This window comes from Actinomadura geliboluensis (genome assembly GCF_005889745.1).
In the GTDB taxonomy this organism is placed as follows: domain Bacteria; phylum Actinomycetota; class Actinomycetes; order Streptosporangiales; family Streptosporangiaceae; genus Spirillospora; species Spirillospora geliboluensis.
This window is the reverse complement of the sequence record NZ_VCKZ01000003.1, coordinates 49,314-74,501: the sequence shown is the minus strand read 5'-3', so window position 1 is coordinate 74,501 and position 25,188 is coordinate 49,314. Positions and strand designations below refer to the sequence as shown.

Here is a 25,188-nt window from a genome sequence, read left to right as displayed (position 1 = left end):
GGTGGGAAGTCCGCACACGCTGGTGAAGCCGACCGTCCCGCGCCCGTCCGAGGACCCGGTTCGGCAGCGGTTCTGGGCCCGTCCGTGGGCACGGTTCGGCGCCCGGCGCCTGGGACGGCTGCTGGTCTCGCTCTGGGTCCTGGTGACGGCGTCCTTCGCGATGATCCACCTCATCCCGGGGGACCCGGTCCGCGGCGCCCTCGGGCCCACCGCCCCGGCCGCCCTGGTGGAGGCGCGCAGGCACGCGCTGGGGCTGGACCAGCCGATCCCGACCCAGTACGTCCGCTACCTGAAGGGACTGTTCAGCGGCGATCTCGGAACCTCGCTCGCCTCGCAGCTGCCGGTCTCCGACGTGGTCGCCCAGCGGTTGCCGGCCACGCTTCTCCTGGCCGGGCTCGCGTTCCTGGCGGCCGTGGCCGTGGCGATCCCGCTGGGCGTCGCGATGGGCGTGCTGACCCGGCGCGGCCACGGGCGGCGGACCGAGCTCGCCTTCACCACGACCAGCATCGTCGTGGCGACCATTCCGGACTTCCTGATCGGTGTCGCGCTGGTCTACCTCTTCGGGATCAGGCTCGGGTGGTCGCCGGTCGCCGGCAACGAGACGGCGGCGGCTTACGTGCTGCCGGTGCTGTCGCTGGCGATCGGGCCTGCGGCGATCCTCGCCCGGATCGTCCGCGTCGAGATGGTCGCGGTGGTGGAGGCGGACTTCGTCCGCACCGCCCGCGCCAAACGCCTGCCGCCCTGGAAGATCTACGTCGGCCACGCCCTGCCCAACGCCGTCACCGCCGCGCTGACGCTGGGCGGGCTCCTGCTCGGCGGGCTGGTCGCCGGCACGGTCCTGGTCGAGAACGTCTTCGCCTGGCCGGGCCTCGGCAGCACGATCGTGCGGTCCATTCTCACCAAGGACTACCCGGTGGTGCAGGCGATCGTCCTCGTGTACGGCGTCGGCGTGCTGATCGTCAACGTCGTCGTCGACGTCGCCCTCGCCCTGCTCGATCCTCGGTCGAAGATCCGGGAGGACTGACGGATGCAAGGACGCTGGACGCGGGTCGTCCGCACCCCCGTGGGCCTCACCGCGACCGTGCTGGCGGTGGCGGTGGTCGCGCTGGCCGTCCTCGGACCGGTCGTGTGGGGCTCCGCCGCCGACGCCGTCGACACCGACAACATCCTGGCCACGCCGTCCGCGGGGCACTGGGCGGGGACGGACAACCTCGGCCGGGACATCCTGCTGCGGGTCCTCGTCGCGTCCCGGCTGTCGATCGTGCTCGCCCTGCTCGCCACCGCGATCGCGGTCGTCGTGGGGCTGCTGCTCGGGTCGGCGCCGTTCGTGCTCGGCCGCCGGTCCGGCCGGCTGGTGTCGGCCGTGGTGAACATCGCCGTCGCGTTCCCGGGGCTGCTGCTGGCGCTGTTCTTCGCGGTCGTCTTCGGCGTCGGCGCCACCGGCGCGGTCCTGGCCCTCGGGTTCGCGGGCGCCCCGGCCTTCGCGCGTCTCACCCAGACGCTCGTCGCCGGTGTCGCCGCCCGGGACTACATCGCGGCCGCCCGGACGGTGGGGATCGGCCGGTTCCGGATCCTGGTCCGCCACGTGCTGCCCAACATCGCCGAACCGCTGGTCGTCAACGCCACCATCGGCGCCGGTACCGTGCTCCTGAGCTTTGCCGGACTGTCGTTCCTCGGCCTCGGCGTCCAGTCACCGTCCTACGACTGGGGCCGGCTGCTCTACGACGGCATCGGCGCGATCTACGTGAACGCGGCCGCGGCCCTCACCCCGGGGGCGGCCGTGCTGGTGGCCGGACTGGCGTTCAGCCTCTTCGGCGAGTCGGTCGCCAAGGGGTTCGGCGTCCCCGTCGGCATCGGCCTGGGCGCGGTGGTGTCCGCGCGCACCGCGTCGGCGAAGGAGCCGGAGCCCACCCGGCACGTCGAGGAGGCGGGGGACTCCTCGTCCGATGTGGTGCTCGATGTCCGCGACCTGGAGGTCACCGTCTCGGGGCCGTCGGGTCCGGTGCGGCCGGTCCGCGGGGTGTCCTTCGACGTGCGCCGCGGCGAGGCGGTCGGCATCGTCGGGGAGTCAGGCTCCGGCAAGTCCTTGACCGCGCTGGCCGTCACCCGGCTGCTCCCCGACCACGGCCACGTCGACGCGTCGCGGCTGCAGTTCCTCGGCAATGACCTGCTGGCGCCGGACACCGCCGTCCAGCGCCGGGCGCTGGGCACCAGGCTGGCCGTCGTCTTCCAGGACCCGATGACCGCCTTCAACCCCACCCGCCGGATCGGCGCGCAGTTGGCGGAGGTGGCCACGCATCACCAGGGCCTGAGCCGCCGGGACGCGATGGCCCGCGCGGTCGACCGGTTGACCGCCGTCCGGATCCCGGACGCGGGCATGCGCGTGCGCCAGTACCCGCACGAGTTCTCCGGCGGAATGCGCCAGCGGGCGATGATCGGCATGGGGCTGATGGGCACCCCGGCGCTGATCGTCGCGGACGAGCCGACCACCGCGCTCGACGTCACCGTGCAGCAGCAGGTGCTGGACCTGCTCGCCGCGATCCGCGAGGCCGACGAGGTCGCGCTGGTCCTGATCAGCCACGACGTCGCGGTGGTCGGCGAGGTCTGCGATCGGGTGCTGGTGATGTACGCCGGCCGGATCGTCGAGGACCTGCCGGCCGCCGAACTGGCCACCACCGCCCGGCACCCCTACACCAAGGCGCTGGTCGACGCGGTGCCCGACATGACCACCGACCTGGACGAGCCGCTCGCGACGATCCCGGGCCGCCCGGTCGACCCCGCCCACGTGCCGCCGGGATGCGCCTACGCCGATCGGTGCCCGCTCGCCGACACCCGCTGCCGGGCCGAGGACCCGCCGCTGGAGGCCGGCCCGGACGACTCGCCGCGCCACCGTGTGGCGTGCTGGCACGCGGGCGAACCGTTGCCGACCGATCGGAACGCCGACGAAATGGAGTCGCTGTGAGTGAGCTGCGCTTCGACGATGTCACGGTCCGCTACGGCCGGACGACCGCCGTCGACGGCGTGAGCCTGACGGTCCCGGACGGTGCGGTGGTCGGGCTCGTCGGCGAGTCCGGCTCCGGCAAGTCCACCCTCGCCAGGGCCGCCGTCGGCCTGGCCCCGCTCACGCGCGGCCGGATCACCCTCGGCAGCGCGCCAGTCCCGACCCGGGGCCGGCCGCGTCCGCTGCAGATGGTCTTCCAGGACCCCTACTCGTCGCTCGACCCGCGGATGACGGTCGGCGGCAGCGTGGCCGAGGCGATGCCGCCGGGCGTCGCACGCGCCGACCGGAGGGCCGAGGCCGAGCGACTGCTGGAACTGGTGCGTCTTGACCCGGGCTGCGCCGACGCCGTCCCGTCCCGGCTCTCCGGCGGCCAGCGGCAGCGCGTCGCGCTGGCACGCGCGCTCGCGGCGCGCCCCCGCGTGATCATCGCCGATGAGATCACCTCCGCGCTGGACGTCTCGGTCCAGGGGGCCGTGCTCAACCTCGTCCGCGAGCTCCAGCGCGAACTCGGCCTGTCGATGCTGTTCATCTCCCACAACCTCGCGGTCGTCCGCTACGTCGCCTCGCAGGTCGCCGTCATGCGGCACGGCCAGGTCGTCGAGCAGGGACCCACGACACGCGTGCTCACCGAACCCGGCCACGACTACACACGCCAACTGCTCGCCGCCGTACCCGGGCGAACCCTGCAGAGGAGCAAGCCATGAGTCGACGACCGCACATCGAAGACCTCACCGACTTGGCGGTCCCGTCACAACCAGAGATGTCCCCAGATGGCAGCCGGATCGTCTACGTGCTCCGGACCCTGGACGCCGCCCGCGACCGCAACCTCGACCAGCTGTGGCTGGTCGGCACCGACAATGGCACGCCCCGCCGCCTCACCTCCGGTTCGTCCGACACCGCGCCGGCCTGGTCGCCGGACGGCCGCCGGCTCGCCTTCCTCCGCGGCGGGCAGGTCGCGGTGCTCGACACCGGGGGCGGTGAGCCCGAGCAGGTGACGGACCTGCCGCTCGGGGCCGGGCCCGCGTGCTGGAGCCCGGACGGCCGCCGGCTCGCCTTCACCGCCCCGGTCGACCCGACCGGGGGCGCGCCGGGGCCGATGGTCTCCGACGGCCCCGACTACCAGGCCGACGGCGTGGGGATGTTCGGCCCGGTCCGCACCCAGGTGCACGTCCTCGACCTGGACACCGGCGAGGTCCGGCAGCTCACCGACGGACCGCACAGCGCCGGCGCCGTGGCCTGGTCGCCGGACGGCACGACCCTCGCGTTCACCCGCGGGGGCGATGCCGGCGGAAACCTGCGATCCCCGGTATACCTGTTGCGGGTTGACGCACCGCTCGCCCGGCCACGAGTGCTCGCCTTCGCCGACGGAGCGGCCCTCACCGTGGGCTGGGTCGGCGACGGCTCGGCGCTTCTCGTGGTGGGCTGGTCCGGCGATCCGGTCGGCCACACCCGCCTGTACCGGGTCGGCGCGGCCGACGGCGAGGTCACCGATCTTTCGGGCGCCCTCGACCGTAACGTGATGCGCGGGGCTCCCGCCTATCCCGGCGGCCTGCCGCACGAGCATGAGGGCCGGGTGTGGTTCTGCCTGCGCGATCGTGGGTGCACCCACCTGTGGTCGGTCAGGACCGACGGTACAGACGCACGCCCGGTCGTGGACGGTCCAGGCCGGGTCGTCTCCGGGCTGTCGGTCGGCGGCGGCCGGGCGGCCGTCGCGCTCGGCACACCCGCGTCGTTCGGCGAGATCGCGGTCGTGGACCTGACGACCGGGGCCGAAACCGTGCTGACCGACCACGGCGCCGCGTTCGCCGACGTGGACCCGCACCCCCGCGAGGAGCGGTGGTTCACCATCTCCGACGGCGCACAAGTCCAAGCGTGGCTGATGCACGACCCCGCCCACGGCGGCCCGCGGCCGGTCCTGCTCGACATCCACGGCGGCCCGCACAACGCGTGGAACGGTGCTGCGGACGAGATCCACCTGTACCACCACGAACTGGTCGACCGGGGCTGGGCCGTGCTGCTGGTCAACCCGCGCGGCAGCGACGGGTACGGCGAAGAGTTCTACAACGGAGCCCTCGGAGGCTGGGGCGTCGCGGACGCGGCCGATCTGCTGGAGCCGCTCGACCAGCTCGTCGCCGAGGGGTTCGCGGACCCGGACCGGCTCGCGGTGGCGGGTTACAGCTATGGCGGTTTCATGGCGTGCTGGCTGACCGGCCACGATGACCGGTTCGCGGCGGCGGTCGCCGGAGGCACGGTCAGCGACCTGGTGAGCATGGGCGGGACCAGCGACGACTGCTGTTTCCTCAGCGCCTGGGAACTCGGCGGCGCCCCGTGGCGCAAGCCCGCGGAGTACGCGGCGATGTCACCGCTCACCCGCGTGGCCGACGTCCGCACGCCGACCCTGGTGATCCACGGTGCGGCCGACCTGACCTGCCCGCTCGGGCAGGCCCAGCAGTGGCACACCGCGCTGTACGAGCAGGGCGTTCCGACCCGGCTGGTCGTCTACCCGGAAGCGTCGCACGCGTTCGTCCTGCTCGGCCCGCCCTCGCAGCGGCTCGACTTCAACCACCGCGTCCTGGACTGGCTCGAACAGCACACGACCCGGGCCGGCCGGGCCCGCGTCGACGGCGCCCACTGGCAGCGGCGACTGGCCCGGCTCGCCGAGCGGCACAAGGTGCCCGGCGCCCAGCTCGGCATCTTCCGCCTCGGGACGAACGGGTCGGACGATGAGCTGGTCGAGGCGGCCCACGGCGTGCTCAGCGTCCGCACCGGCGCACCCGTCGGCGGCGACTCGCTGTTCCAGATCGGTTCGATCACGAAGGTCTGGACCGCGACCGTCGCGATGGCGCTGGTCGACGAGGGGCTGCTCGAACTGGACGCCCCGGTCATCGAGGTACTGCCGGAGTTGCGGCTCGCCGACCCCCACGTCACCAAGTCGGTTACCCTGCGGCACCTGCTCAACCACACCAGCGGCATCGACGGCGACGTGTTCACCGACACCGGCCGCGGCGACGACTGCCTGGAGAAGTACGTCGGCCTGCTCGCCGAGGCCGGCCAGAACCACCCGCTGGGCGCCACCTTCTCCTATTGCAACTCGGGCTACTCGCTGCTGGGCCGGATGATCGAGAAGGTCACCGGGCAGACCTGGGACCAGGCACTGCGCGAACGGCTGTTCACCCCGCTCGGGCTGACGCACACGGTGACGCTGCCGGAGGAGGCGCTGCTGTTCGCCGCCGCGGTCGGCCACGACGAGCGCGACGGCGAGCCGGTGCTCGCCCAGGCGTGGGGGCTGCCCCGCTCGATCGGCCCGGCCGGGCTGGTCACCTCCACCGTCGCCGACCTCCTGGCCTTCGCGCGCCTGCACCTGACCGGCGGGCTCGCCGCCGACGGCACCCGGGTGCTCAGCGCGGACAGCGCCGCCGCCATGACCGCCCACCAGGCCGACCTGCCCGACAAGTACATCCTCGGCGACTCGTGGGGGCTCGGCTGGATCCGGTTCGGCTGGGACGGGCACCGCCTGATCGGCCACGACGGCAGCACCCTTGGCCAGGACGCGTTCCTGCGGATACTGCCCGAGCAGGGACTCGCCGTCGCGCTGCTCACCAACGGCGGGCACTCCCGCGACCTCTACGCGGACCTGTACGGCGAGATCTTCGCCGAGGTCGCCGGCGTCACGATGCCGCCGCCGTTCGCGCCGCCGCCGGAACCGGTGACCGTCGACGTGACGCCGTACCTCGGTGCCTACGAGCGGGCCGGCGTGCGGGTGGAGGTCGAGAACGGTCCGGAGGGGCCGCTGCTGCGGACCACCATCACCGGTCCGATCGCCGAAATGGTGCCGGACCCGGTCGAGGAGCACCCGCTGGTCCCGGTCGGCCCGGCGCTGTTCGCCGTCAAGGCACCCGGGACGCAGACCTGGGCACCGGTCACGTTCTACGAGCTGCCGACCGGTGAGCGCTACCTGCACTACGGAGTCCGCGCCACACCGAAGGCGGAGCGATGACGCCCAGCCTGAGCGACCTGCTCGCCGATGCGCGCGCCCTCATCGAGTGCGAGTCGCCCTCCACCGACCTGGACGCCGTCGCACGCTCGGCCGAGGTCACCGCCCGGGTCGGTACCGCCCGCCTCGGCGCCGCACCCGAACGGATCGTGCTGGACGGCCGAACCCACCTGCGCTGGCGTCTCGGCACCGGACCCTCACGGGTGCTGCTGCTCGGCCACCACGACACCGTCTGGCCACTGGGCACGCTGGCCCGGCACCCCTGCACCGTCGAGGACGGGATCCTGCGCGGCCCCGGCTGCTTCGACATGAAGGCCGGACTGGTCATGGCGTTCCACGCCGCCGCCGGCCTCGACGGCGTCACCCTGCTCGTGACCGGCGACGAGGAGATCGGCTCGCCCAGCTCCCGCGCCCTGATCGAGCGGGAGGCCGGGGCGGCGGCCGCCGCCCTGGTCCTGGAGGCGTCCGCCGCCGGCGGCGCGCTGAAGACCGAGCGGAAGGGCGCCTCGTCGTACGAAGTGCGCGTCACCGGGCGGGCCGCCCACGCCGGGCTCGAACCGGAACGGGGTGTGAACGCCACCCTGGAACTCGCCCGCCAGGCGCTGGCCGTCAGCGCGCTCGGCGACCCGGCGGCCGGGACCACGGTCACACCGACGGCCGCCCACGCCGGCACCACCACCAACACCGTCCCGGCCGAGGGAACGTTCGCGGTCGACGTGCGGGCCCGGACCGTGGCGGAACAGGAGCGGGTCGACCGGGCGATCCGCGCGCTACGACCCACGGAGCCCGGTGCGCGCGTCGAGACGACCGCCGGCCCGAGCCGCCCTCCGCTGGAGGCGGCGGCGTCCGCGCCGCTGTATGAGCTGCTGTGCCAGATCGCCGCCCGCCGCGGATGGCCCGTGCCCGCCCGGGCCGCGGTCGGCGGCGCCTCCGACGGAAACCTCACCGCCGGAGTCGGCACGCCCACCCTGGACGGTCTCGGCGCGGTCGGCGGTGGCGCGCATGCCGCCGACGAACACGCGCTGGCCGCGGAGCTGCCCCCGCGAACCGCGCTGTTGCGGGCGCTGGTCGAACAACTGCTGGTGGGCCCGCGCACCGCGTCCCTTGCGACAAGACCGTGACCACCCCCCGCCCCCGACGAGCCGAGGAGCAACAACGTCGTGACCGATAGCAGGGTGTCTGCCGCGGAGCCGATGCCGGACCAGGCGGTCAGCGCCGCGGAGGCCGCCGCCAGGGCGGCCGCCGTCTCGGTGCGCGAGCTCACCGAGATCGCCGAGCTCACCAGCGCGGTCGGCCTGCTCGCCGCCATCTGGGGACGCTCCGTGAGCCCGCCAGTGAGCGTCGAACTGCTGCGCGCCTTCTCCAAAGCCGGCAACTACGTGGCCGGCGCCTTCCAGGGCGACCGTCTGGTCGGCGCGTGCGTCGGCTTCTTCCACGCCCCCGGGGGCGCCATGCTCCACAGCCACATCGCCGGCGTCTCGCCGGCCGTCGCCGGCCGCAGCGTCGGCTTCGCGCTCAAACTGCACCAACGGGCCTGGGCCTTCCAGCGCGGCGTCTCCGAGATCGCCTGGACGTTCGATCCGCTGGTGGCCCGCAACGCCTACTTCAACCTCGTGAAGCTGGCCGCGCGACCGGTCGAATACCTGCCGGACTTCTACGGTCCGATGGCCGACGCAATCAACGATGACGGGGACTCCGACCGGCTCCTGGTGCACTGGCGGCTCCGCGACAGCGCGGTGGTGCTGTCCAGCATCGGGGGCGGCGCGGAAGCCGTCGCCGCCGACGAGCTCCGGGCGGGCGCCACCGTCGCACTGAGCGTCGGCGCGGACGGCGGCCCGGTGCCCGGCACGCTCGACGGTGACACCGTGCTCGTCGCGGTGCCCCAGGACATCGCTTCCCTGCGGAGCACGGAACCGGATCTGGCACGACGCTGGCGGCTCGCCGTGCGCGAGGCGCTGACCGGCCTCACCGCCGACGGCGGCCGGATCGACGGCTTCGATCGCGCCGGCTGGTACATCGTACGGAGAGAATCATGAAACTCACAGGCGTCGAACTGCGGCGCATCGCCATGCCACTGGTGGCGCCGTTCCGCACCTCGTTCGGCACCGAGACCACCCGGGACATCCTGCTCGTGCGCGTGCTGGCCGATGACGTCGAAGGCTGGGGCGAGTGCGTCGCGATGACCAGCCCCCGCTACTCCGCCGAGTACGTCGACGCCGCCGCGGACGTGCTGCGCCGGTTCTTCGTGCCGGCGGTGCTGGTGGCCGGGCCGCAGGCCGCCCACTCCGTCGCCGAGATCCTCGCGCCGTTCAAGGGCCATCACATGGCGAAGGCGGCACTGGAGATGGCGGTTCTGGACGCCGAGCTGCGCGCCGAGGGCCGCTCGTTCGCGCGCGAACTCGGCGCGGTGCGCGAACGGGTCCCGTGCGGCGTCTCCGTCGGGATCATGGACAGCGTTCCCGAACTCCTCGACGCCGTCGACGGCTACCTCGCCGAGGGCTACGTCCGCATCAAGCTCAAGATCGAGCCCGGATGGGACGTCACGCCGGTCCGCGCGGTCCGCGAGCGCTTCGGCGACGACCTGCCGCTGCAGGTGGACGCCAACACGGCCTACACCCTGGCCGATGCCCGGCAGCTGGCCCGGCTGGACCCGTTCGACCTCCTGCTGATCGAGCAACCTCTCGACGAGGAGGACGTGCTCGGCCATGTGGAGCTGGCCGGGCAGCTCCGGACGCCGATCTGCCTGGACGAATCCATCACCTCAGCCCGCGACGCCGCGGCCGCGATCCGGCTGGGCGCCTGCCATGTGGTCAACATCAAGCCCGGCCGGGTCGGCGGATACTTCGAGGCCCGCCGGATCCACGATGTCTGCGTGGCACACGGCATACCGGTGTGGTGCGGCGGAATGCTGGAAACGGGTCTCGGCCGCGCCGCGAATGTGGCGCTCGCCGCCATGCCTGGGTTCAACTTGCCCGGCGACACCTCGGCGTCCGGGCGGTATTACGCGGCCGACATCACCGAACCCTTCGTGCTCGACGACGACGGCCACCTCGACGTCCCCACCGGCCCTGGGCTCGGCCTGGAGCCGGTGCCGGACCGGCTCGCCGAGGTGACCACCGCGACCGAGTATCTGACCGGCTGAATACGAGGAGGAGTGGCGTGGTGCGCGTCCACCGTGAGACCGTCCAGCGTGTGAGCACCACCCGTCCATGCGCGAATCTCGGGCGGGTCGTCGACGACCTGGGCGCAACCCTGCTCGAACTCGTCCACGGCGACCCCGACCCGCCCGGAGAGATCAGCGCCGTCGTCTTCCACGACCCGCTCGATCAGCCGGTGCTGCCCTCCCGCGCGCTGGTGCTCGGCGTCGGGATGGAGGCCCCCCGCGACGTCGCGGCCCTCCTCCGCACGCTGGGACGCCAGGACGCGGCGGCGCTCGTCCTGCGCGAGCCGGTCCTGCTCACCGACGAGGTGCGGGCCGCCGCCGACGAGGCCGCGGTCACCGTGCTCGGCCTGCGTCGCGGCGCCCCGTGGGGTCATCTCAGCGAGATGCTCCGCTCCCTGCTCACCCAGAGCCCGGGAGCGTGGCCCGCCGAGGAGGAGTCGCTCGGCGGGCTGCCCGCGGGTGATCTGTTCGCGGTCGCCAACGCGATCGCGGCCCTCCTCGATGCGCCGATCACCATCGAGGACCGCAACTCTCGCGTGCTCGCCTTTTCCGGCCGCCAAGACGAGGCCGACCCGTCCCGTGTCGAAACCATCCTCGGCCGCCAGGTGCCGGAGCGGTTCGCGCGCGTCCTGCACGACCGCGGCATCTTCCGGGAACTGCTCCGCAGCGATCAACCTGTGTACATCGAACCCATCACCGATGGGCCAGGCGAATTCTCCTTGCCCCGCGTCGCCATCACCGTGCGGGCGGGCGACGAGATGCTCGGCTCCGTCTGGGCGGCGGTGCCCGACCGGCTCAGCGACGAGCGCAATGAGGCGCTGCGCGAGTCGGCCAAGCTGGTCGCGCTGCACATGCTCCGGGTCCGCGCCGGGGCCGATGTGCAGCGCCGGATGCGGGCCGACCTGCTGAGCGACGCGCTGGAAGGCGGCCTTGGCGCCGGCGAAGCGCTCGAACGGCTCGGTCTGTCGAACCAGCCACTGCTGGTCCTCGGCGTGGCCCTCGACGAGCGGGGCGTGCACGACTCCGACGGCGCCACCATGGTGCATGACCGGCAGCGGCTCAGCGACGCGTTCGCCATGCACCTGTCCGCGACCCACCCTCGATCCGCGGCGGCTGCGATCGGCGCGGTCACCTACGGCCTACTGCCCACGGCCGGACCCGTGGATAAGGCCGCCACCCGCGCGGTGCGAATCCTCCAGGAATTTCTGGACCGAGTGGGAGACCGCCTGCCCACCATCACCGCCGTGGGCCCGGTGGCGCTGGACCTGGCCGAAATGGCCCACAGCCGATCCTGCGTCGACCGGGTCCTGCGCGTGCTCCGCAACGGACGCCTCCACCGCCGCGTCGGCCGTTTCGACGAACTTCAGGGCGAAGAACTGATGCTGGACCTACGCGACCTGGCCATGGCCCGAAGCGAAAAACCTATGGGAGCATTGGCCCGCCTGATCGACTACGACCGCCGCCACCGCGGCAACCTGGTCCAGACCCTGGACGCCTGGCTGAACGCCTTCGGCGACGTCGCCGCGGCCTCCGAATCGGTCGACGCCCACCAGAACACGTTCCGCTACCGCCTCCGCCGGGTGACCGAGGTCGCCCAGTGCGACCTCAGCAACCCCGACCAACGCTTCGGCTTGATGCTCCAACTACGCGCCCTCGCCGTGGACACAAGCCCCACCCCCTGAAACCCCAGCCTGATCTGGACGACCTGTGGGGCTTCAATATCCAGATTCTGGATTTGAGGTGCGCTTTGCGGGGTGTGTCAACTTAACGGCGTGCGCCGTGAGGCGCTGGGATTCGAGTGGAGGTGGGGGACCTTCGCCGGTGGCCTGTCGCAGCAGGTCAGCGTAATTGAGGGCAGCCTGATCCGGGTGATGCCGGGGAGGGTGGGAGCAGCCCTGACAAAGCCGGACGCCGGTCAGGCACCCGATCCAGCACCCCGGCCAGCACCGGAAGGCCGACACCCGCGGGCATCGGCGAGTTAGAAGGGACAACATCCTCGCAGTGGCGCAGCGTGCCTGGCACCCACCGGCCAGGAGACTGCCGCCGATCACCCGCTGGTCATCTGGCCATGTGAGAACGCATTAGCTCTGGGATCTGGGCAGGGCACCTCACAACTCAAGGACCATCTGGACCGCACGTTCACGCAGTTCTGAGGAGTGCTTCCTCCTGGTGCCATGGCCCCTCATTCTTCCAGATATAAGGGTCTCCACCCAGCCGGGGCGATCCACGACTGCTCTCCGCCTCTGGCAGATGGCTCGCGGCCCGTCGGTTGGGGACGATGTCGTCTCGCCGGGTGAACGTGAGGCGAAGCCGAGCCGATAATCGAGTGTCGGGCGCGCACATTCTCGTCGTGTCGATGGACGCTGTCACCGGTTCACTGCATACTCGCAATATGCGCTTTGCGTATTGTGCTCGAATGGCTCTTTCAAGTCCGTCTCTGTCGGGTCAACCGAAACGCGTGCACGGGTTGGTGGATATGCGGGTGTTCCGGTCAATCAGGTGCACTGGTCGGGCGTCAGGGGGTGCCGAGGAATGCCGATGAGCCCTGATTTCGAAAACCGGTTGCTGGAGGTGCTGCCGAGTGTGGCCGAATACTTTGGCACGCCATTCTATATATACGACGCCAAGGGTATCGACGAGAACTGTCGCGCCTTCAATGCGGCCTTCTCTGGTTTGGCTGTCCGAGAGTTCTTCGCGGTCAAGGCGCTGCCCAATCCGGCTGTTCTGCGCCGCTTGGCCGGCCGCGGATTCGGGTTCGACTGCAGCTCTCTGCCCGAGCTGACGTTGGCCCGGCAGGCGGGCGCGTCGGGCCGGGACACCGTGTTCACCTCGAACAACACCAGCGTTGCGGAGCTGGCTGCGGCCACCACTTCGGGCGCGTTGATGAACATCGACGACGAGGCGGTGCTGGACACGCTGATCGGCGCCGGCCTCGTTCCCCGTGCGCTGTCCTTCCGGGTCAACCCGGGCTCGCACGCGCCGCAGTTCGACGCCACGTTCTTCGGCGATCCGAGCAGTTCGAAGTTCGGCATCCGGATGGACCGGCTGGAGGAGGTCTGTCGCAGGGCCGCCCGGGCGGGGGTGCATTCGTTCGGGTTGCACATGATGATCACCTCTAACTTTCTCGATGAGGAGCCCACGCTGTTCGCGCTCGGGGTGCTGGCCGACCAGGCGATCAGGCTGCGCGGGCGGCTGGGCGTCGAATTCGACACGATCAACGTCGGCGGTGGAATGGGCATCCCCTTTCGACCCGGCGAGCGTCCGCTCGACCTGGCCGCGGTCGCCGGGCGTATCCGGGAAGTGGCCGCCGGCTGGCCGTCCGACTGGCACCCCACGATCTGCTTCGAGAACGGTAGCTACATCACGGGTTCGCACGGTGTCCTGGTGACACGTGTGGTCAACAGGATGTCGAAGTGGCGGGAGGTGGTCGGCGTCGACGTCGGGACCAACGCGTTGATGCGGCGCCTCGTGTATGCGGACGCGTACCACCACATCACCGCTCCGTTCGTGGCGAGCGATCGCATCGAGACCGTCGACGTGGTCGGTTCGCTGTGCTCCAACCTGGACAAACTCGCCGAGCAGCGTTCCCTGCCGGTGGTCGCCGCGGGCGATCTGCTGGTGATCCACGACGCCGGCGCGCACGGGCACGCGATGGGAACCACCTACAACGGCCGGCTCCGACCGAAGGAACTGATGCTCCACCCCGACCGCAGCGTCGACCTGATCCGGCGGGCCGAGACCGAGGACGACTACTTTGCCACGCTGGCCTTCGAGCCGCAGTCGCTGCGGCTCGACTCTGCCGGGCTGGGGGCATAGGTGCCGGGCTCGTTGACGCCCGCGGGCGCGGACGCGCCGATCGACGCCCACGACACCGGCCTCCACGACGTGCCGTTCCCGGTTCCGGGCCCGGTCGTGGCCGTGAAGTACGAGGCGGGCTACGCCTCGGGCACCCACAAGGAGCCTGCGGCGCGCGCGATGGTGGCGGCGGCCGCTGCCGGCGGCTACGACCATGTCGTGGTCGGGACCTGCGGGAACTATGGCCGGGCCGTCGCGACCGCGGCCCGTGACGCCGCACTGGCGAGCACCGTGGTACTCCCCGCCGAGGGCCATGACCGGGGGGCGTGGGCGCGTGCGATGGGCGCCCGGGTAGTGTTCGTCGACGGCGGCTACGAGGATGCGGTGGCCGAGGCCCGCCGGCTGTCGTCGGCGCCGCGCACGGTCGACGGCAACGTGGACGGGCCGTTGGCCGACGCGGTGCTGCGCGGGCACGAGACCGTCGTGGAGGCGCTGGCCCGGACGCTCGGCGCGGCACCCGCAGGGCTCTGGGTTCCGGTGGGCAACGGCACCACCCTGGTCGCCGTCGCGCGTGGGGTTCGGCGTCTGGGGTGGGCGACCCCGATCCACGGGGTCAGCGCCGCGGCGGACAATGCCGTCGTGTCGAGTTGGCCGGGACGGTACCGGCCGCTGCCGCCCGATGCGGTGCGTCTGACCGAGCACAACGAGCCGCTCGTCAACTGGGACGCCCTGCACGGTCCGCAGGCGCTGGATGCGGTGCGGGCGTCGGGGGGCATGGTGCACGGTGTCGACGACGACGCGTTGGTGACGGCCCGTGACTTTCTCAACGCGGCCGGGTTGCCGGCCACGGCGGCCGGGGCGGCCGGCGTGGCCGGAGTCCTCCGGCACGCCCGCGACCACGGCATGCAGGGCCGGCACGTGGTGCTGGTCACCGGACGTCCTGTGGCTGGCGACGTGCCCGGGTGAGCTGAGCCTCGCGCCGCTCTGGTCAGGAGCAGGTGACCACCACGGCGTCGCCGAGGCGGCGGTCGACCAGCAGCACGTCGACCGCCTCCGGGCCGGTGTCGGACCAGGTGAGCACCGCGCGCCGACCGGGCGGGACCGAGCGGTCCAGCCCTGCGGGGCCGTCCAGCTGAGGTCCGGTGCCGGTGAGCCGCCGGTTGGGCACCCCGACGATGTGCACCACCGGAACGTCCGGCATGTGAGAGAGCGCCTCGACGGAGGTGACGTCGTCGCCCCACCGCAGGCGGGCGGCCCGCTCCGTGCCGATGACCGGCCGGTTCGGTCCGGCCAAGGTGACGTCGTAGCGGTAGCGGGTGAGTTCGTTGGCCACCGTGCCCTGCTTGAGCCGGATCTCGACGGGCGTCCCGAGGTCGCGCGCGAATGCCGGGAACCAGTCCGGGTCTATCAGGAGCTCGCGGTCCTGCGCGATGGTGTGCCGTATCGCGTCGGGAAGGCCGGCTTCCGGCACGCCGCGCGCCCGCGCCACCGCCGTGGCGAAATGCTTCTGCAGGCTGCGGTTGCGGACGTCGCCGACGAACACCGCCCCGCCAGGCCCGGCTCGTGAGACAGCGGTGGTGAGGACGTCGGCGAGGTGGGCGAGGCTGGGGAAGTACTGCACCACGGAGTTGAGGATCACCACATCGAACGCCGCGGCCGGGAGGAGTCCCGTCTCGTGCGCCGGCAGCGTCCGCAGCTCCACCCGCCCGGCCAGTTCCGGACGTTCGGCGCGTAGCCGTTCCCCCAGCGTCTCGACGGCCACCGGTGAGAGATCGGTGCCGGTGTAGGACGTGCAGTGCGGCGCGATCCGGGACAGCAGCAGCCCGCTGCCGACCCCGATCTCCAGGACGCGCTCGGGCCGCAGCGCGAGGACGCGGGCGACGGTGGTGTCCCGCCACTCGCGCATCTGGTCCGTGGGAATGGGGCTCCCGTCGTAGCTGGAGTCCCATCCCGAGAAGTCCTCGCCGAGCGCCCCCCACGGCGCGCGGTAGAGGTGGTCGTAGACCTCACGCCACACGTCGATGTGGGCTCGGTCCGTGACCGAGCAGGCCGCCGGACGGGTCATAGCACGCTGGACAGGTCGCCGCGGCGGCGCACGTCGGCGGTGACGCAGTGGAAGCAGCCGCCGAACCGCATCACGTTCCGAAACGGCACCGGGAGTACCTCCAGGCCCCAGTCGGTGAGCATCTTGATCAACGGGTGCTCGCCGGCCTCGACCACGACGCAGGTCTCGCTGAGCATGAGCACGTTCATGGCCACCCAGCGGCTGGACATGTACAGCTTGTGGTCGGCGGGCAGTGCCGACTCGGGGGCCCAGCGGACCTCCCACGCGTCGAGCACCTGCGGGACCTTCTTGATCTTAGCCGGGTTCAGCAGCAGCTTGCCCGGAGCGAGCGGAACGAACGAGCCATCGATGTGCATGGGGGAGGAGTCGGTCAGCTCGACCGGGTGCACGGTGTACGCGGGGCCGACGTGGCGGGCCACCCAGTCGATGCCGAGCTGGTTGGTCACGTGGCTGCGTTGCACGAACAGGTCGGTCCCGCACCGGGTGAAGTCGGCGGCGTCGAACGTCGGCTCGGCCTCGGTGGTGGCGTAGCGGCCGGTCGCGTACGGGGTCTCCCGGTCGAAGTCCTCGTCGTAGGTGTCCGGGCCCAGCAGCGGGCGGGGTGCGGCGATCCAGCGCGCCCCGCGGCGGAAGTAGTCGGTGAGCAGACCGTGGTAGGCGTCGGCCTCGAAGTAGCGGCTACGCCACGCCATCGGCGACTCGATGATCAGGTCGCCGACGATCAGCAGCAGATCGCGCGGCATGGCGCTGTAGAGCCCGCCGGGGCTGCTCCAGCGCGGCGTGCTGAAGCCGCGCGTGTGGTCCACGGCGTCCGGGCGGGTCACCGTGATGCCCAACTCCTGCAGCGTCGAGGCGAATGCGTCGAGCTCGGCCGCGGCCGCCGCGGCGTGCTCGCGGGGCCACGGCCGGCCGGCCCGGCGGCGGAACAGCGGCTGGGCGTCCGGCGGCATCGTGGCCTCGACGGCGGGGTCCCAGGACGGGACGGCGGCACCGGCCATCGTGCCGACGATGACCTCTTCGAGGGGTCCCACTCGTTGTGCGTGCTGACCGGGCAGGCCCTCGCGGGGGCCGCCGGGTCAGGTGCCGGTGCGTCCACTGCGCTCCTTCGTCGTCCCGGGGGGTCTTCGATCGTGGACGGTTCCGGACGAACAGCGGTGATCGAACGGGTGAACATCGCGGCGGGTCGAGATGAATCACGGGCAATTGAGATCGTTTTCGCTCGACGTTCACGCGGCGCTCGCCCGCCGGTCGTCCGCGCTCGTGGAGCATTCTGGCGCTGCCGTTGGTGTAGGAGGTCATGCCGTGGTCGTCACCGACGAGGCCGGCGAGAGCGACGTGGTGGCCACGGTGCTCGCTCACGCCTTCCGCGCACCCGAGGATTGCGCCCTGGTCGAGGGCGCGGAGACCGTCACCTACGGCGAGCTGGTCGCCCGGGTCGAGGAGCTGGCCGCGGTGCTGCGCCGCCACGGGCTCGGGCCGGGCGAGCTGGTCGCCGTGTGCCTGCGGCGGGGCATCCGTGCCGTCCTCGCGATACTGGCAGTCCTGCGCACCGGCGCGGCCTATGTCCCGTTGGACACTGGGTCGCCGCCCGCCCGGCTGGCCGCGATGCTCGCCGACTGCGACCCGCGGGTGGTGCTCGTGGAGCGCACGACGGCGGGACTGGTCGGAGCGCGGGCCGCCGTCTGCGACGTCGATGACCTGCCCGACGTCCCCGCTGGTGCCGCCGTGCCCGGGGACGCGTCCCCTGAGGATCCCGCCTACGTGATCTTCACCTCCGGGTCCACGGGCCGGCCGAAGGGCGTGCTGGTGCCGAGGCGTTCGCTGAACTTCTTCTGCGCCTCGGCCGCCCTGCGGTACGGCCTGGCGCCCGGTGACCGGGTACTGCAATTTGCGTCGCTGGGCTTCGACGCGAGTGTCGACGAGATCCTGCTTCCGTTGTCGGTGGGCGCCACCGTCGTGTTCCGCGACGAGGAGATGGTGAGTCGACCGGACTTGTTCCTGCGGCGGTGCGGCGAGTGGGGCATCACCGTGATCGGGCCGCCGACCGCGTACTGGCACGAGATCCTCGCCGCGCTGGAGCGGGGGGACGCGGAGCTGCCCTCCTCGATCCGGCTCGTGATCATCGGTGGCGAGGCGGTCCACGCCGGCGCCGTGCGGCGGTGGCGCGAGCGGGTCGGCGCCGGCGTGCGGCTGCTCAACTGCTACGGCCCCACCGAGACCACGGTCGTCGCGTTGACCGCCGACCTCGCCGATTGGGACGGCGGCGATCCGGTGCCGATCGGCGACCCGCTCCCCGGGGTGGTCGCCGAGATCCGCTCGCCCACCGGGGAGGAGGCGTCGACGGGCGAGCTGTGGCTGGGCGGGCCCGGAATCGCCACCGGCTACCTGGGGCGCCCGGAGCTGACGGCCGAACGCTTCGTCCGCCGCGAGGGAACGGGCCGGTACTACCGCACCGGCGACGTGGTGACCCGCCTGTCGGACGGGCGGCTCGGCTACCTGCGGCGGCTGGATCAGCAGGTGCAGGTGGGCGGTGTCCGGGTCGAGATCGGTGAGGTCGAGGCCGCACTGCGCTCCCTGGCCGGGGTGCGCGACGCCGTCGTGCTGGCCGATCGGTCCGGCGCGACGACGACCCTCACCGCCCATCTGCTGCACCACCGCGACGAGCCGGACGAGGTCGAGGTCCGGGCGGCGCTGGCCGACCTGCTGCCGGCCGCGATGGTGCCCAGGGCGCTGCACTTCCACCCGAGCTTCCCGCGCAACGAGCACGGCAAGGTCGACGTCGCCGCCCTGCGCGAGATCCAGCGCACGCCGGCGGCGGCCGGTCCGGACGGCCCCGTCCGGGCGCTGTGGTGCGAGCTGCTCGGGCGCACGCACATCGAACGGGACGACGACATCGTGGCACTCGGGGCCGACTCGTTGACGGCCGTGCGGATGCTGGCCCGCCTGCGGTCCGAGTACGGGGTGGAGCTCACCCTCACCGAGCTCTATGCGGCGGGCACGCTCCGCGAGATCGAGGCCCGGGTCGCCGCGGCCGCCCCGCACGCCGCCGGTGCGGTGGACGCCTCGCCCACGGCCGCCGACGTGACCGGCCCGGACGAGTTGACCGACCCCGCCGAGGCGACCGAGCTGACCGGGCTGCAGCAGGACTACTGGATCTCCGAACAGCTGTGCCCTGATCTCCCGGCCTACACCCTGGGCGTGCGCTACCGGCTGACCCGCCCGATCGACCGGGCGACGCTCACCCGGGCACTGGAAGGTCTCGTCCGTCGGCATCCCGCCCTGGGGGCGCGCTTCCCCGAGCACGAGGGCCGACCGCGGATGGTCGTCAACGGCACGGGCGTCATCCCGCTGACCGACGACCCGGCGCCGGACCGGATGGACCTCGCTGCGGGACCGGTCGCCCGGGCCGTGCTGGGCGGCGACGGCACCAGCCTGACGATCCTGGCCCATCATCTCGTCTTCGACGGCTGGTCGGCGGGGGTGCTCGCGCACGACCTCGGCGAGCTGCTGGCCGCCCCGAAGGACCCGGCCGACGTCCCGGTCGGTGTGCTGCCGTGCTACGCGGGCCCGCCGGACGCCGCGGCCCGTGCGGCCGACGTCGCGTACTGGCGGGAGCGGTTCGCGGGCGCCGCGCCCGCACCCGAGCTGCCGGCCGACCGGCCACGGCCGGCGAACCGCACGTTCGCCGCCATCCGGGTGGAGCGGGAGCTGGACCCGGCAATGGTCGAGAGGTGGCGGGAGTTCGGGCGCGCGCACCGGGCCAGCCTGTTCATGGTGTTGCTGGCCGGGGTGCATGGCCTGCTCGCCCGCTATACCGGCCGCACCGACGTCACGGTGCTGGCGCCGGTGGCCAACCGGCCGACGCCCGACCTGGAGACCGCCATCGGAGGGCTGCTCAACACGCTGCCGCTGCGCGGCGACCTCTCCGCCGACCCGACGTTCGAGGACCTGATCTATCGCGTCCGCGACCGCACGCTCGCCGACCTTGACCACCAGCGGCTTCCGCTCCCGGAGATCATCGCCGAGCTGGGGCTCCCGGCGACGCCGGGCCGTAACCCGTTCGGCGGCGTGCTGCTCACCGTGCACAACGCACCGCTGCCCCAGGAAGGCCCGGTGCGCTACGCCGGTGAGGTCGCCGCCCCAGCGCTCATGGTCGACGCCGCGATCGGCCTGGACTTCCCCGAGACCGGGCCGCGGCTGTCGGTGACCGCGAGCACCGAGCTCTTCGATTCGGAGCGGATCGGCGGGCTGCTCGACCACCTGCTGGTCCTGCTCGACGCGGGGGTCGCCGCACCGCACACCCCGCTCGCGCGCCTCCCGCTGCTGCCCTCCGCCGAACGCCGGCGGCTACTGCACGGGGAGGGCGGCGCCACGAGCCGGGCGCCGCGCTTCCCGGCCGTCCACCGCTACCTCGAGGACGTCGCGGCCCGCACCCCGCACGCCCCGGCGCTGGTGGCCGACGGGATCACCCTCGACTACGCCGCCCTCGACGCCGGCGCCGACCGCCTCGCCCGGCACCTGCGCTCCCGCCGGCCGGCCGGGCCGGTGGCGATCGCGCTCCCTCGCGGCGCCGACCTGTTCGTCGCGATCTGGGCGGTGCTCAAGGCGGGATGCGCCTACGTCCCGCTCGACCCCGCCCATCCGCGCGAGCGGCTGCGGCACCTGCTCACCGACAGCGGCGCGACCCTGTTGATCACCCGCTCCGACGTGCACGGCGTGCCCCGGGACGGGGTGCCCGCGGTGCTTCTCGACGAGGAACGGGCGGCGATCGCCGCGCAGCCCGACGGGCGGCTCGACGTTGAACCGGACCCGTCGGACCCCGCCTATCTGATCTATACGTCCGGATCCACCGGCCTGCCGAAGGGCGTCGTGGTCACCCACGGCAACCTGACCCACGCCGTCGAGATGTGGCAGGAGTACTATCGCCTGCGTCCAGAGTGGACTTACCAGCAGGTCGCCGGTGTCTCCTTCGACATGTTCGTCGGGGAGACGCTGCGCGCGCACTGCACCGGCGGCCGCCTCCTGGTCGTGCCCCGGGAGATCGCCCTTGATCCTCCGGCGCTGCTCGGGCTGATGCAGCGCGAGCACGTCGCGTGCACCGAGCTGGTACCGAGCATCTTGCGTCCGCTCCTGGCTCTGGGCAGGCCGCTCGACGGAGTCGCGCTGCTGATCGGAGGCGGCGAGGAATGGCCGGTGCCGGAGTACCGGCGGGCCCGCGAGCTGGTCGGCCCCGCTGGGCGGGTGGTCAACTCCTACGGCGTCACCGAGGCCACCGTGGACAACGTGGCCTTCGAGGGCACGGTCGGCCCAGAGGAGACCCGGCTACCGATCGGCCGCCCCTTCCCGAACCAGCGCGCCTACGTGCTCGACGCCGCCGGCGAGCCGTTGCCCGCGGGGATCACGGGCGAGCTGTATCTGGGCGGGGCCGGCGTCGCCCGCGGCTACCACGCCCGGCCTGAGCTGACCCGTAAGCGGTTCCTCGCCGACCCGTTCGTGCCGGGCGGGCGGATGTACCGCACCGGGGACGCGGCCCGGCTGCGCCGCGACGGCATGATCGAGTACCTCGGACGCCTCGACGATCAGGTCAAGGTGCACGGCCACCGGGTCGAGCTGGGCGAGGTCGAGGCCGCGCTGCGCGCCGTACCGGGGGTGCACGACGCGGCCGCCGCCCTGCACGACGGCGACCTCGTGGGCTACGTCGTGCCTGTGGGCGGCCCGGCCGCGGCACCCCTGCCGAGCGAAGCCCGGCTGCGGGAGGTGCTCAGCCACCGGTTGCCCGCCGGTAGCGTCCCGGCCAGGGTGCTGACGCTCACGGCGCTGCCGCTGACCCCGCATGGCAAGCTCGACCGCCCCGCGCTGCCCGCCCCCGAGCGGGCGACCTCCGCGGCGAGCGATCCGCCGGCGACCCCCACCGAGCACCGCATCGCCGCGATCTGGGCGGAGCTGCTCGGTGTGGACGTCTCGGTGATCGGTGTCGGGGACGCGTTCGCATCGCTCGGCGGCGATTCGTTCGCCGCGGTGCGGATGGCCCGTGCGGTGTCCGACGGCCTGAGCCTGGTAGAGGTCTACCAGCACCCCACGCTTCGTGAGCTTGCGGCGCATCTCGACGGCACGGCCGAGCCCGCGCAGGCTGGTCCCTTCGGGGCGGCCGACCCCGGACGCGTCCTGCACCGGCTCACGCCCGGTCCGGCCGACCCGGCACGCGGCGGGGTCACCGTGGTCGCGGTGCCGTTCGCCGGCGGGAGCGCGGCCTCGTTCGTGCCGCTGGCCGAAGCGTTGCCGGAGAGCTGGTCGCTGCTCGCGGTCGAGCTGCCCAGGCATGACCGCAGCCGGAGCGACGAGGTGCTCAGGCCGATCGACGAGGTGGCCGACCGGGTCGTCGGGGAACTCGCCGACGTGGACGGCCCTGTACTGATCTACGGCCAGTGTGTGGGGACGGCGCTGGCCCTGCAGATCGCCCACCGCGCGCCGCTGAACGGGGTCCAGGTCGTCGGGGTCGGGCTCGGCGCCCTGTTCCCCATCGCCCGCCTGCCCGGCCGCTTCTTCGACCGCTTCTACCGCTGGCTGCCCACCGACCGGCTGCTCGGCGACCGCGGCTACCTCGACTACCTGCGCGCCCGCGGCGGGTTCGTCGACGTGGCGCCCGGTGACGACGCCGAGTTCGTCCTGCGCAACGTCCGGCACGACACGCGGGAGGCCGAGGAGTTCTTCACCGCCGACGCCGCCCCGGGCCGCGGGCTGGTCCTCGACGTCCCGCTTCTCAGCGTCGTCGGCGAGCAGGACCGGATCACCGAGCTGCACCACGAGCGGTACCGCGAATGGGAGGTCTTCTCCCCGCACGTCGAGCTGGTGGTGCTGCCCCGGGCCGGGCACTTCTTCGTCAAGCATCAGGCCTGTGAGCTGGCCGGGCTGCTCGTCGACGCAGCGGGCCGCTGGGGCGCCGCGGCCGAAGACCGCTCCGGTCGGCCGCCGGCCGCGGGAGGGCAGGCCGGGTCCGAGCCCGCCGGCGTGGAACCGCCGGACGTCTCCGCCGGCGGTGTGGAGCCGAGCCTGCGCCGGTTCGCCGTGGTGGCCGCCGGCCAGATCGCCTCGATGATCGGCAGCGGAATCAGCACCCTCGTCATGGGCATCTGGATCTTCGCCCAGACCCGGGACCTCACCATGTTCGGCTTGGTCAGCGCGATCGGCCTGCTTCCCGGAGTGGTGGCGACGCCGTGGGCGGGCGCGGTTGCCGACCGGTTCGACCGACGCCGCGTGATGATCGTTGGAAATGCGCTGTCGGCGCTGTCGATGGGATCGCTGGCCCTGCTCGTGTCCGTCGGCGGGATGCGCTGGTGGCACGTCGCCGTCGCGCTCACCCTGACCTCGGTGGCCGGGGCCTGCCAACGTCCGGCGTATCTGGCGGCGGTGGCGCAACTGGTTCCGAAACGCTTCCTCGGGCACGCCGCCGGGATCAGCCAGCTGGGCATGAACCTCGGGCAGGTCGCTGGCCCGCTGCTGGGCGCGGGCCTGCTCGCCGTGGTCGACATCGGCGGCGTGCTGCTGATCGAGGCGTGCGGCTTCCTGCTGGGCGTGGTGAGCCTGCTGGCCGTGCGGTTCCCGGACCGCGCGTTCAAGCCCCGCGACGAGAGCTTCGGAACCGAGATCGTCCGCGGGTGGCGCTATGTGATGCGCCGGCCGGGGCTGCGCAGTGGCCTGTGGTTTTTCGTCGTCGACCACGCGATCTACACGGTCGGCCTGACCTTGATCACTCCGCTGCTGCTCATCGAGCATTCCGCGCTGCTGCTGGGGGCCGTGCTATCCGCAGGCGGGATCGGCGGCCTAGTCGGCAGCGTCACGATGAGCCTGTGGGGCGGCACCCGCCGCCGCACCAACGGCATGATCGTCGCGATGGGCGCGGGGGGCCTCGCGCTGGCCGTCGTCGGTCTGGGCGGCAGCCCGGCGACCGCCGCGGTGGGGATGTTCGTGCTGCTGTTCACCGAGGCGGTTATCGACGGCAGTTGGATCGCGGTGCTCCAGGCCAAGGTCGAAACCTCGCTGCTGGGCCGGGTCATGTCGATCTTCACGGTGCTCCCGCTGGTCACCGTGCCGATCGGCTACCTTGTCGTCCTCCCGGCGACCGACACCCTCACGGGGCCGCTCGGGCAGTGGATCGGCACGGAGCAGGGGGGAGCGCTCGCGCTGCTGGTCGGGGGCAGCGGTCTGCTGCTCGCGGTGTGGGCCGTGCGTGGCTGGTTCCATCCGCGGCTCCGGTTCGTCGAGTACGAGTTGCCCGATGCCCTGCCCGGCGCCGAAATCCCCGACCGGGACGCCCTTCAGCGCGAAGCCGACTCCCGGTTGTGAGCGGGGCCGCGCCGGTCGCGCCCTCGCACCGAGCGGCTCCGGTCAGGTGGCAGGGCGAGTTTTCGGGTTTGTCGGAGACGAGGGCGAAGGTCAGCAGGTGGCGGGGGCGGCCGTGGCCAAGGGTGCTGCCGCGGGCCACAGCGGCTTCGATCGTCGTTGACGACGGCGAGGAACTCGTCGTCGGATGATGCCCCGTGATCGACCACCGTCCGAAGACCGGGCTCGGTAACCACCCGCGCCTGAACGCTCGGCCGTCCACGCCAGTTCATCGTGATGTGGGAGAACAGCCGGTGCTCGATCTTGTTTCATTCCGAGGTTTTCTTAGTGTTGACGCTGATCGCCGGCTCGCCTGCAGCCTGATGGTCCTTGACCTGCTGGTTGATATAGCGGAACTACGCGTCCCGATCAGCGTGCTGAGCACCCTCCAGCGTTTTGGCGTTGCCTTGGAGACTGAACCCGGCCTGCCGGAGAAGCCGCCCGACCGTCGGCGGCGATACCCGATGCCCTTGCCGGGCCAACTCCTCGGCCAGGCGCCGCAGCGACTTGGTCGTCCACCGCAGCGGCGACTCCGGGTCACCCCGCTCATCCGGCTCGACCAACGCCAACAGCGCCGGCAGCATCCGCGGGTCCTGCTCCTCGACACTCTGGCGCCCACCGCCCGCACGACGCACCCGCCCGTCCGGGCGCCGGCAGTGTCGAGCCAGGCGTTGGTTGGCGTGGGCGAGTTGGAAGGCCAGCAGGAGGGTCTGTGCGGCGATGCCGCGGATGCGCCGGCCTTGGGAGCGTTGATGCTCTCGTGGGTGTCGTCCTTGGTGAATCCGTGGGTG

Annotated in this window: 14 protein-coding genes and 1 pseudogene; 11 read left to right on the top strand and 4 right to left on the bottom strand. The window is 72.4% G+C overall.

Translation table 11 applies throughout. The features are described from left to right. Nucleotide 1 precedes the first annotated feature (1 nt). From ETD96_RS01250 to ETD96_RS01205, 10 genes are all read left to right on the top strand, one after another. On the top strand, nt 2-1,024 hold the full coding sequence (locus tag ETD96_RS01250) for an ABC transporter permease (RefSeq protein WP_240807068.1): 1,023 nt from the start codon (nt 2-4) through the stop codon (nt 1,022-1,024). Between the two features lie 3 nt (nt 1,025-1,027). Further along, the gene (locus ETD96_RS01245; RefSeq protein ID WP_138632598.1) at nt 1,028-2,962 is read left to right on the top strand and encodes a dipeptide/oligopeptide/nickel ABC transporter permease/ATP-binding protein; all 1,935 of its coding nucleotides are present in this window, start codon (nt 1,028-1,030) and stop codon (nt 2,960-2,962) included. Then, on the top strand, nt 2,959-3,705 hold the full coding sequence (locus tag ETD96_RS01240; RefSeq protein WP_138632595.1) for an ABC transporter ATP-binding protein: 747 nt from the start codon (nt 2,959-2,961) through the stop codon (nt 3,703-3,705). The genes ETD96_RS01245 and ETD96_RS01240 overlap by 4 nt, the downstream gene beginning before the upstream one ends. Continuing rightward, nucleotides 3,702-6,998 carry a serine hydrolase gene (locus ETD96_RS01235; RefSeq protein ID WP_138632592.1) on the top strand — a complete coding sequence of 1,099 codons (3,297 nt, stop codon included), beginning with the start codon at nt 3,702-3,704 and terminating at the stop codon, nt 6,996-6,998. Before ETD96_RS01240 ends, ETD96_RS01235 begins: the two co-directional genes overlap by 4 nt. Beyond that, nucleotides 6,995-8,116 (top strand): M20/M25/M40 family metallo-hydrolase, encoded by a 1,122-nt coding sequence (locus ETD96_RS01230; RefSeq protein WP_171068792.1) that lies wholly within the window; start codon nt 6,995-6,997, stop codon nt 8,114-8,116. The genes ETD96_RS01235 and ETD96_RS01230 overlap by 4 nt, the downstream gene beginning before the upstream one ends. A 39-nt stretch (nt 8,117-8,155) precedes the next feature. Continuing rightward, nucleotides 8,156-9,031: a GNAT family N-acetyltransferase gene (locus ETD96_RS01225; RefSeq protein WP_240807066.1), complete on the top strand. Its 876-nt coding sequence runs from the start codon at nt 8,156-8,158 to the stop codon at nt 9,029-9,031. After that, nucleotides 9,028-10,137 (top strand): o-succinylbenzoate synthase, encoded by a 1,110-nt coding sequence (gene menC, locus ETD96_RS01220; protein WP_138632589.1) that lies wholly within the window; start codon nt 9,028-9,030, stop codon nt 10,135-10,137. The genes ETD96_RS01225 and menC overlap by 4 nt, the downstream gene beginning before the upstream one ends. Nucleotides 10,138-10,157: 20 nt before the next feature. Next, the gene (locus ETD96_RS01215; RefSeq protein ID WP_205719048.1) at nt 10,158-11,840 is read left to right on the top strand and encodes a helix-turn-helix domain-containing protein; all 1,683 of its coding nucleotides are present in this window, start codon (nt 10,158-10,160) and stop codon (nt 11,838-11,840) included. A gap of 856 nt (nt 11,841-12,696) precedes the next feature. Then, on the top strand, nt 12,697-13,974 hold the full coding sequence (locus ETD96_RS01210) for a diaminopimelate decarboxylase family protein (protein ID WP_138632586.1): 1,278 nt from the start codon (nt 12,697-12,699) through the stop codon (nt 13,972-13,974). Between the two features lie 12 nt (nt 13,975-13,986). Next, a complete protein-coding gene (locus ETD96_RS01205) occupies nt 13,987-14,919 on the top strand; it encodes a pyridoxal-phosphate dependent enzyme (RefSeq protein WP_138632583.1) in 933 nt (310 codons plus the stop codon). Between the two features lie 22 nt (nt 14,920-14,941). Here the strand turns inward: ETD96_RS01205 and ETD96_RS01200 are convergent, their stop codons facing one another. Both ETD96_RS01200 and ETD96_RS01195 read right to left on the bottom strand, forming a co-directional pair. Beyond that, a complete protein-coding gene (locus tag ETD96_RS01200) occupies nt 14,942-16,018 on the bottom strand; it encodes a class I SAM-dependent methyltransferase (protein WP_138632580.1) in 1,077 nt (358 codons plus the stop codon). Beyond that, on the bottom strand, nt 16,015-17,049 hold the full coding sequence (locus ETD96_RS01195; protein WP_205719047.1) for a hypothetical protein: 1,035 nt from the start codon (nt 17,047-17,049) through the stop codon (nt 16,015-16,017). Before ETD96_RS01195 ends, ETD96_RS01200 begins: the two co-directional genes overlap by 4 nt. Before the next feature lie 271 nt (nt 17,050-17,320). Here ETD96_RS01195 and ETD96_RS01190 point away from each other — a divergent pair, with 271 nt between their 5' ends. Beyond that, complete coding sequence (locus tag ETD96_RS01190) at nt 17,321-24,361, top strand: non-ribosomal peptide synthetase/MFS transporter (protein ID WP_171068790.1); 7,041 nt, start codon at nt 17,321-17,323, stop codon at nt 24,359-24,361. On the opposite strand, the gene ETD96_RS01185 is transcribed toward ETD96_RS01190, so the two are convergent. Together ETD96_RS01185 and ETD96_RS01180 are read right to left on the bottom strand one after the other, a co-directional pair. Further along, nucleotides 24,334-24,630, bottom strand: coding sequence for a hypothetical protein (locus tag ETD96_RS01185; protein WP_138632574.1), 297 nt, complete (start codon nt 24,628-24,630; stop codon nt 24,334-24,336). The genes ETD96_RS01190 and ETD96_RS01185 overlap by 28 nt on opposite strands. Nucleotides 24,631-24,678: 48 nt before the next feature. Beyond that, nucleotides 24,679-25,044, bottom strand: a pseudogene (locus tag ETD96_RS01180) (ISAzo13-like element transposase-related protein); the annotation flags it as partial. Nucleotides 25,045-25,188 lie beyond the last annotated feature (144 nt).

Excerpts from the sequence above, each read along its gene's own strand:
- menC (WP_138632589.1), top strand. The coding sequence starts at position 9,028 with ATGAAACTCACAGGCGTCGAACTGCGGCGCATCGCCATGCCACTGGTG.
- ETD96_RS01210 (WP_138632586.1), top strand. The coding sequence starts at position 12,697 with ATGAGCCCTGATTTCGAAAACCGGTTGCTGGAGGTGCTGCCGAGTGTG.
- ETD96_RS01235 (WP_138632592.1), top strand. The coding sequence starts at position 3,702 with ATGAGTCGACGACCGCACATCGAAGACCTCACCGACTTGGCGGTCCCG.
- ETD96_RS01230 (WP_171068792.1), top strand. The coding sequence starts at position 6,995 with ATGACGCCCAGCCTGAGCGACCTGCTCGCCGATGCGCGCGCCCTCATC.
- ETD96_RS01185 (WP_138632574.1), bottom strand. The coding sequence starts at position 24,630 with ATGAACTGGCGTGGACGGCCGAGCGTTCAGGCGCGGGTGGTTACCGAG.
- ETD96_RS01200 (WP_138632580.1), bottom strand. The coding sequence starts at position 16,018 with ATGACCCGTCCGGCGGCCTGCTCGGTCACGGACCGAGCCCACATCGAC.
- ETD96_RS01245 (WP_138632598.1), top strand. The coding sequence starts at position 1,028 with ATGCAAGGACGCTGGACGCGGGTCGTCCGCACCCCCGTGGGCCTCACC.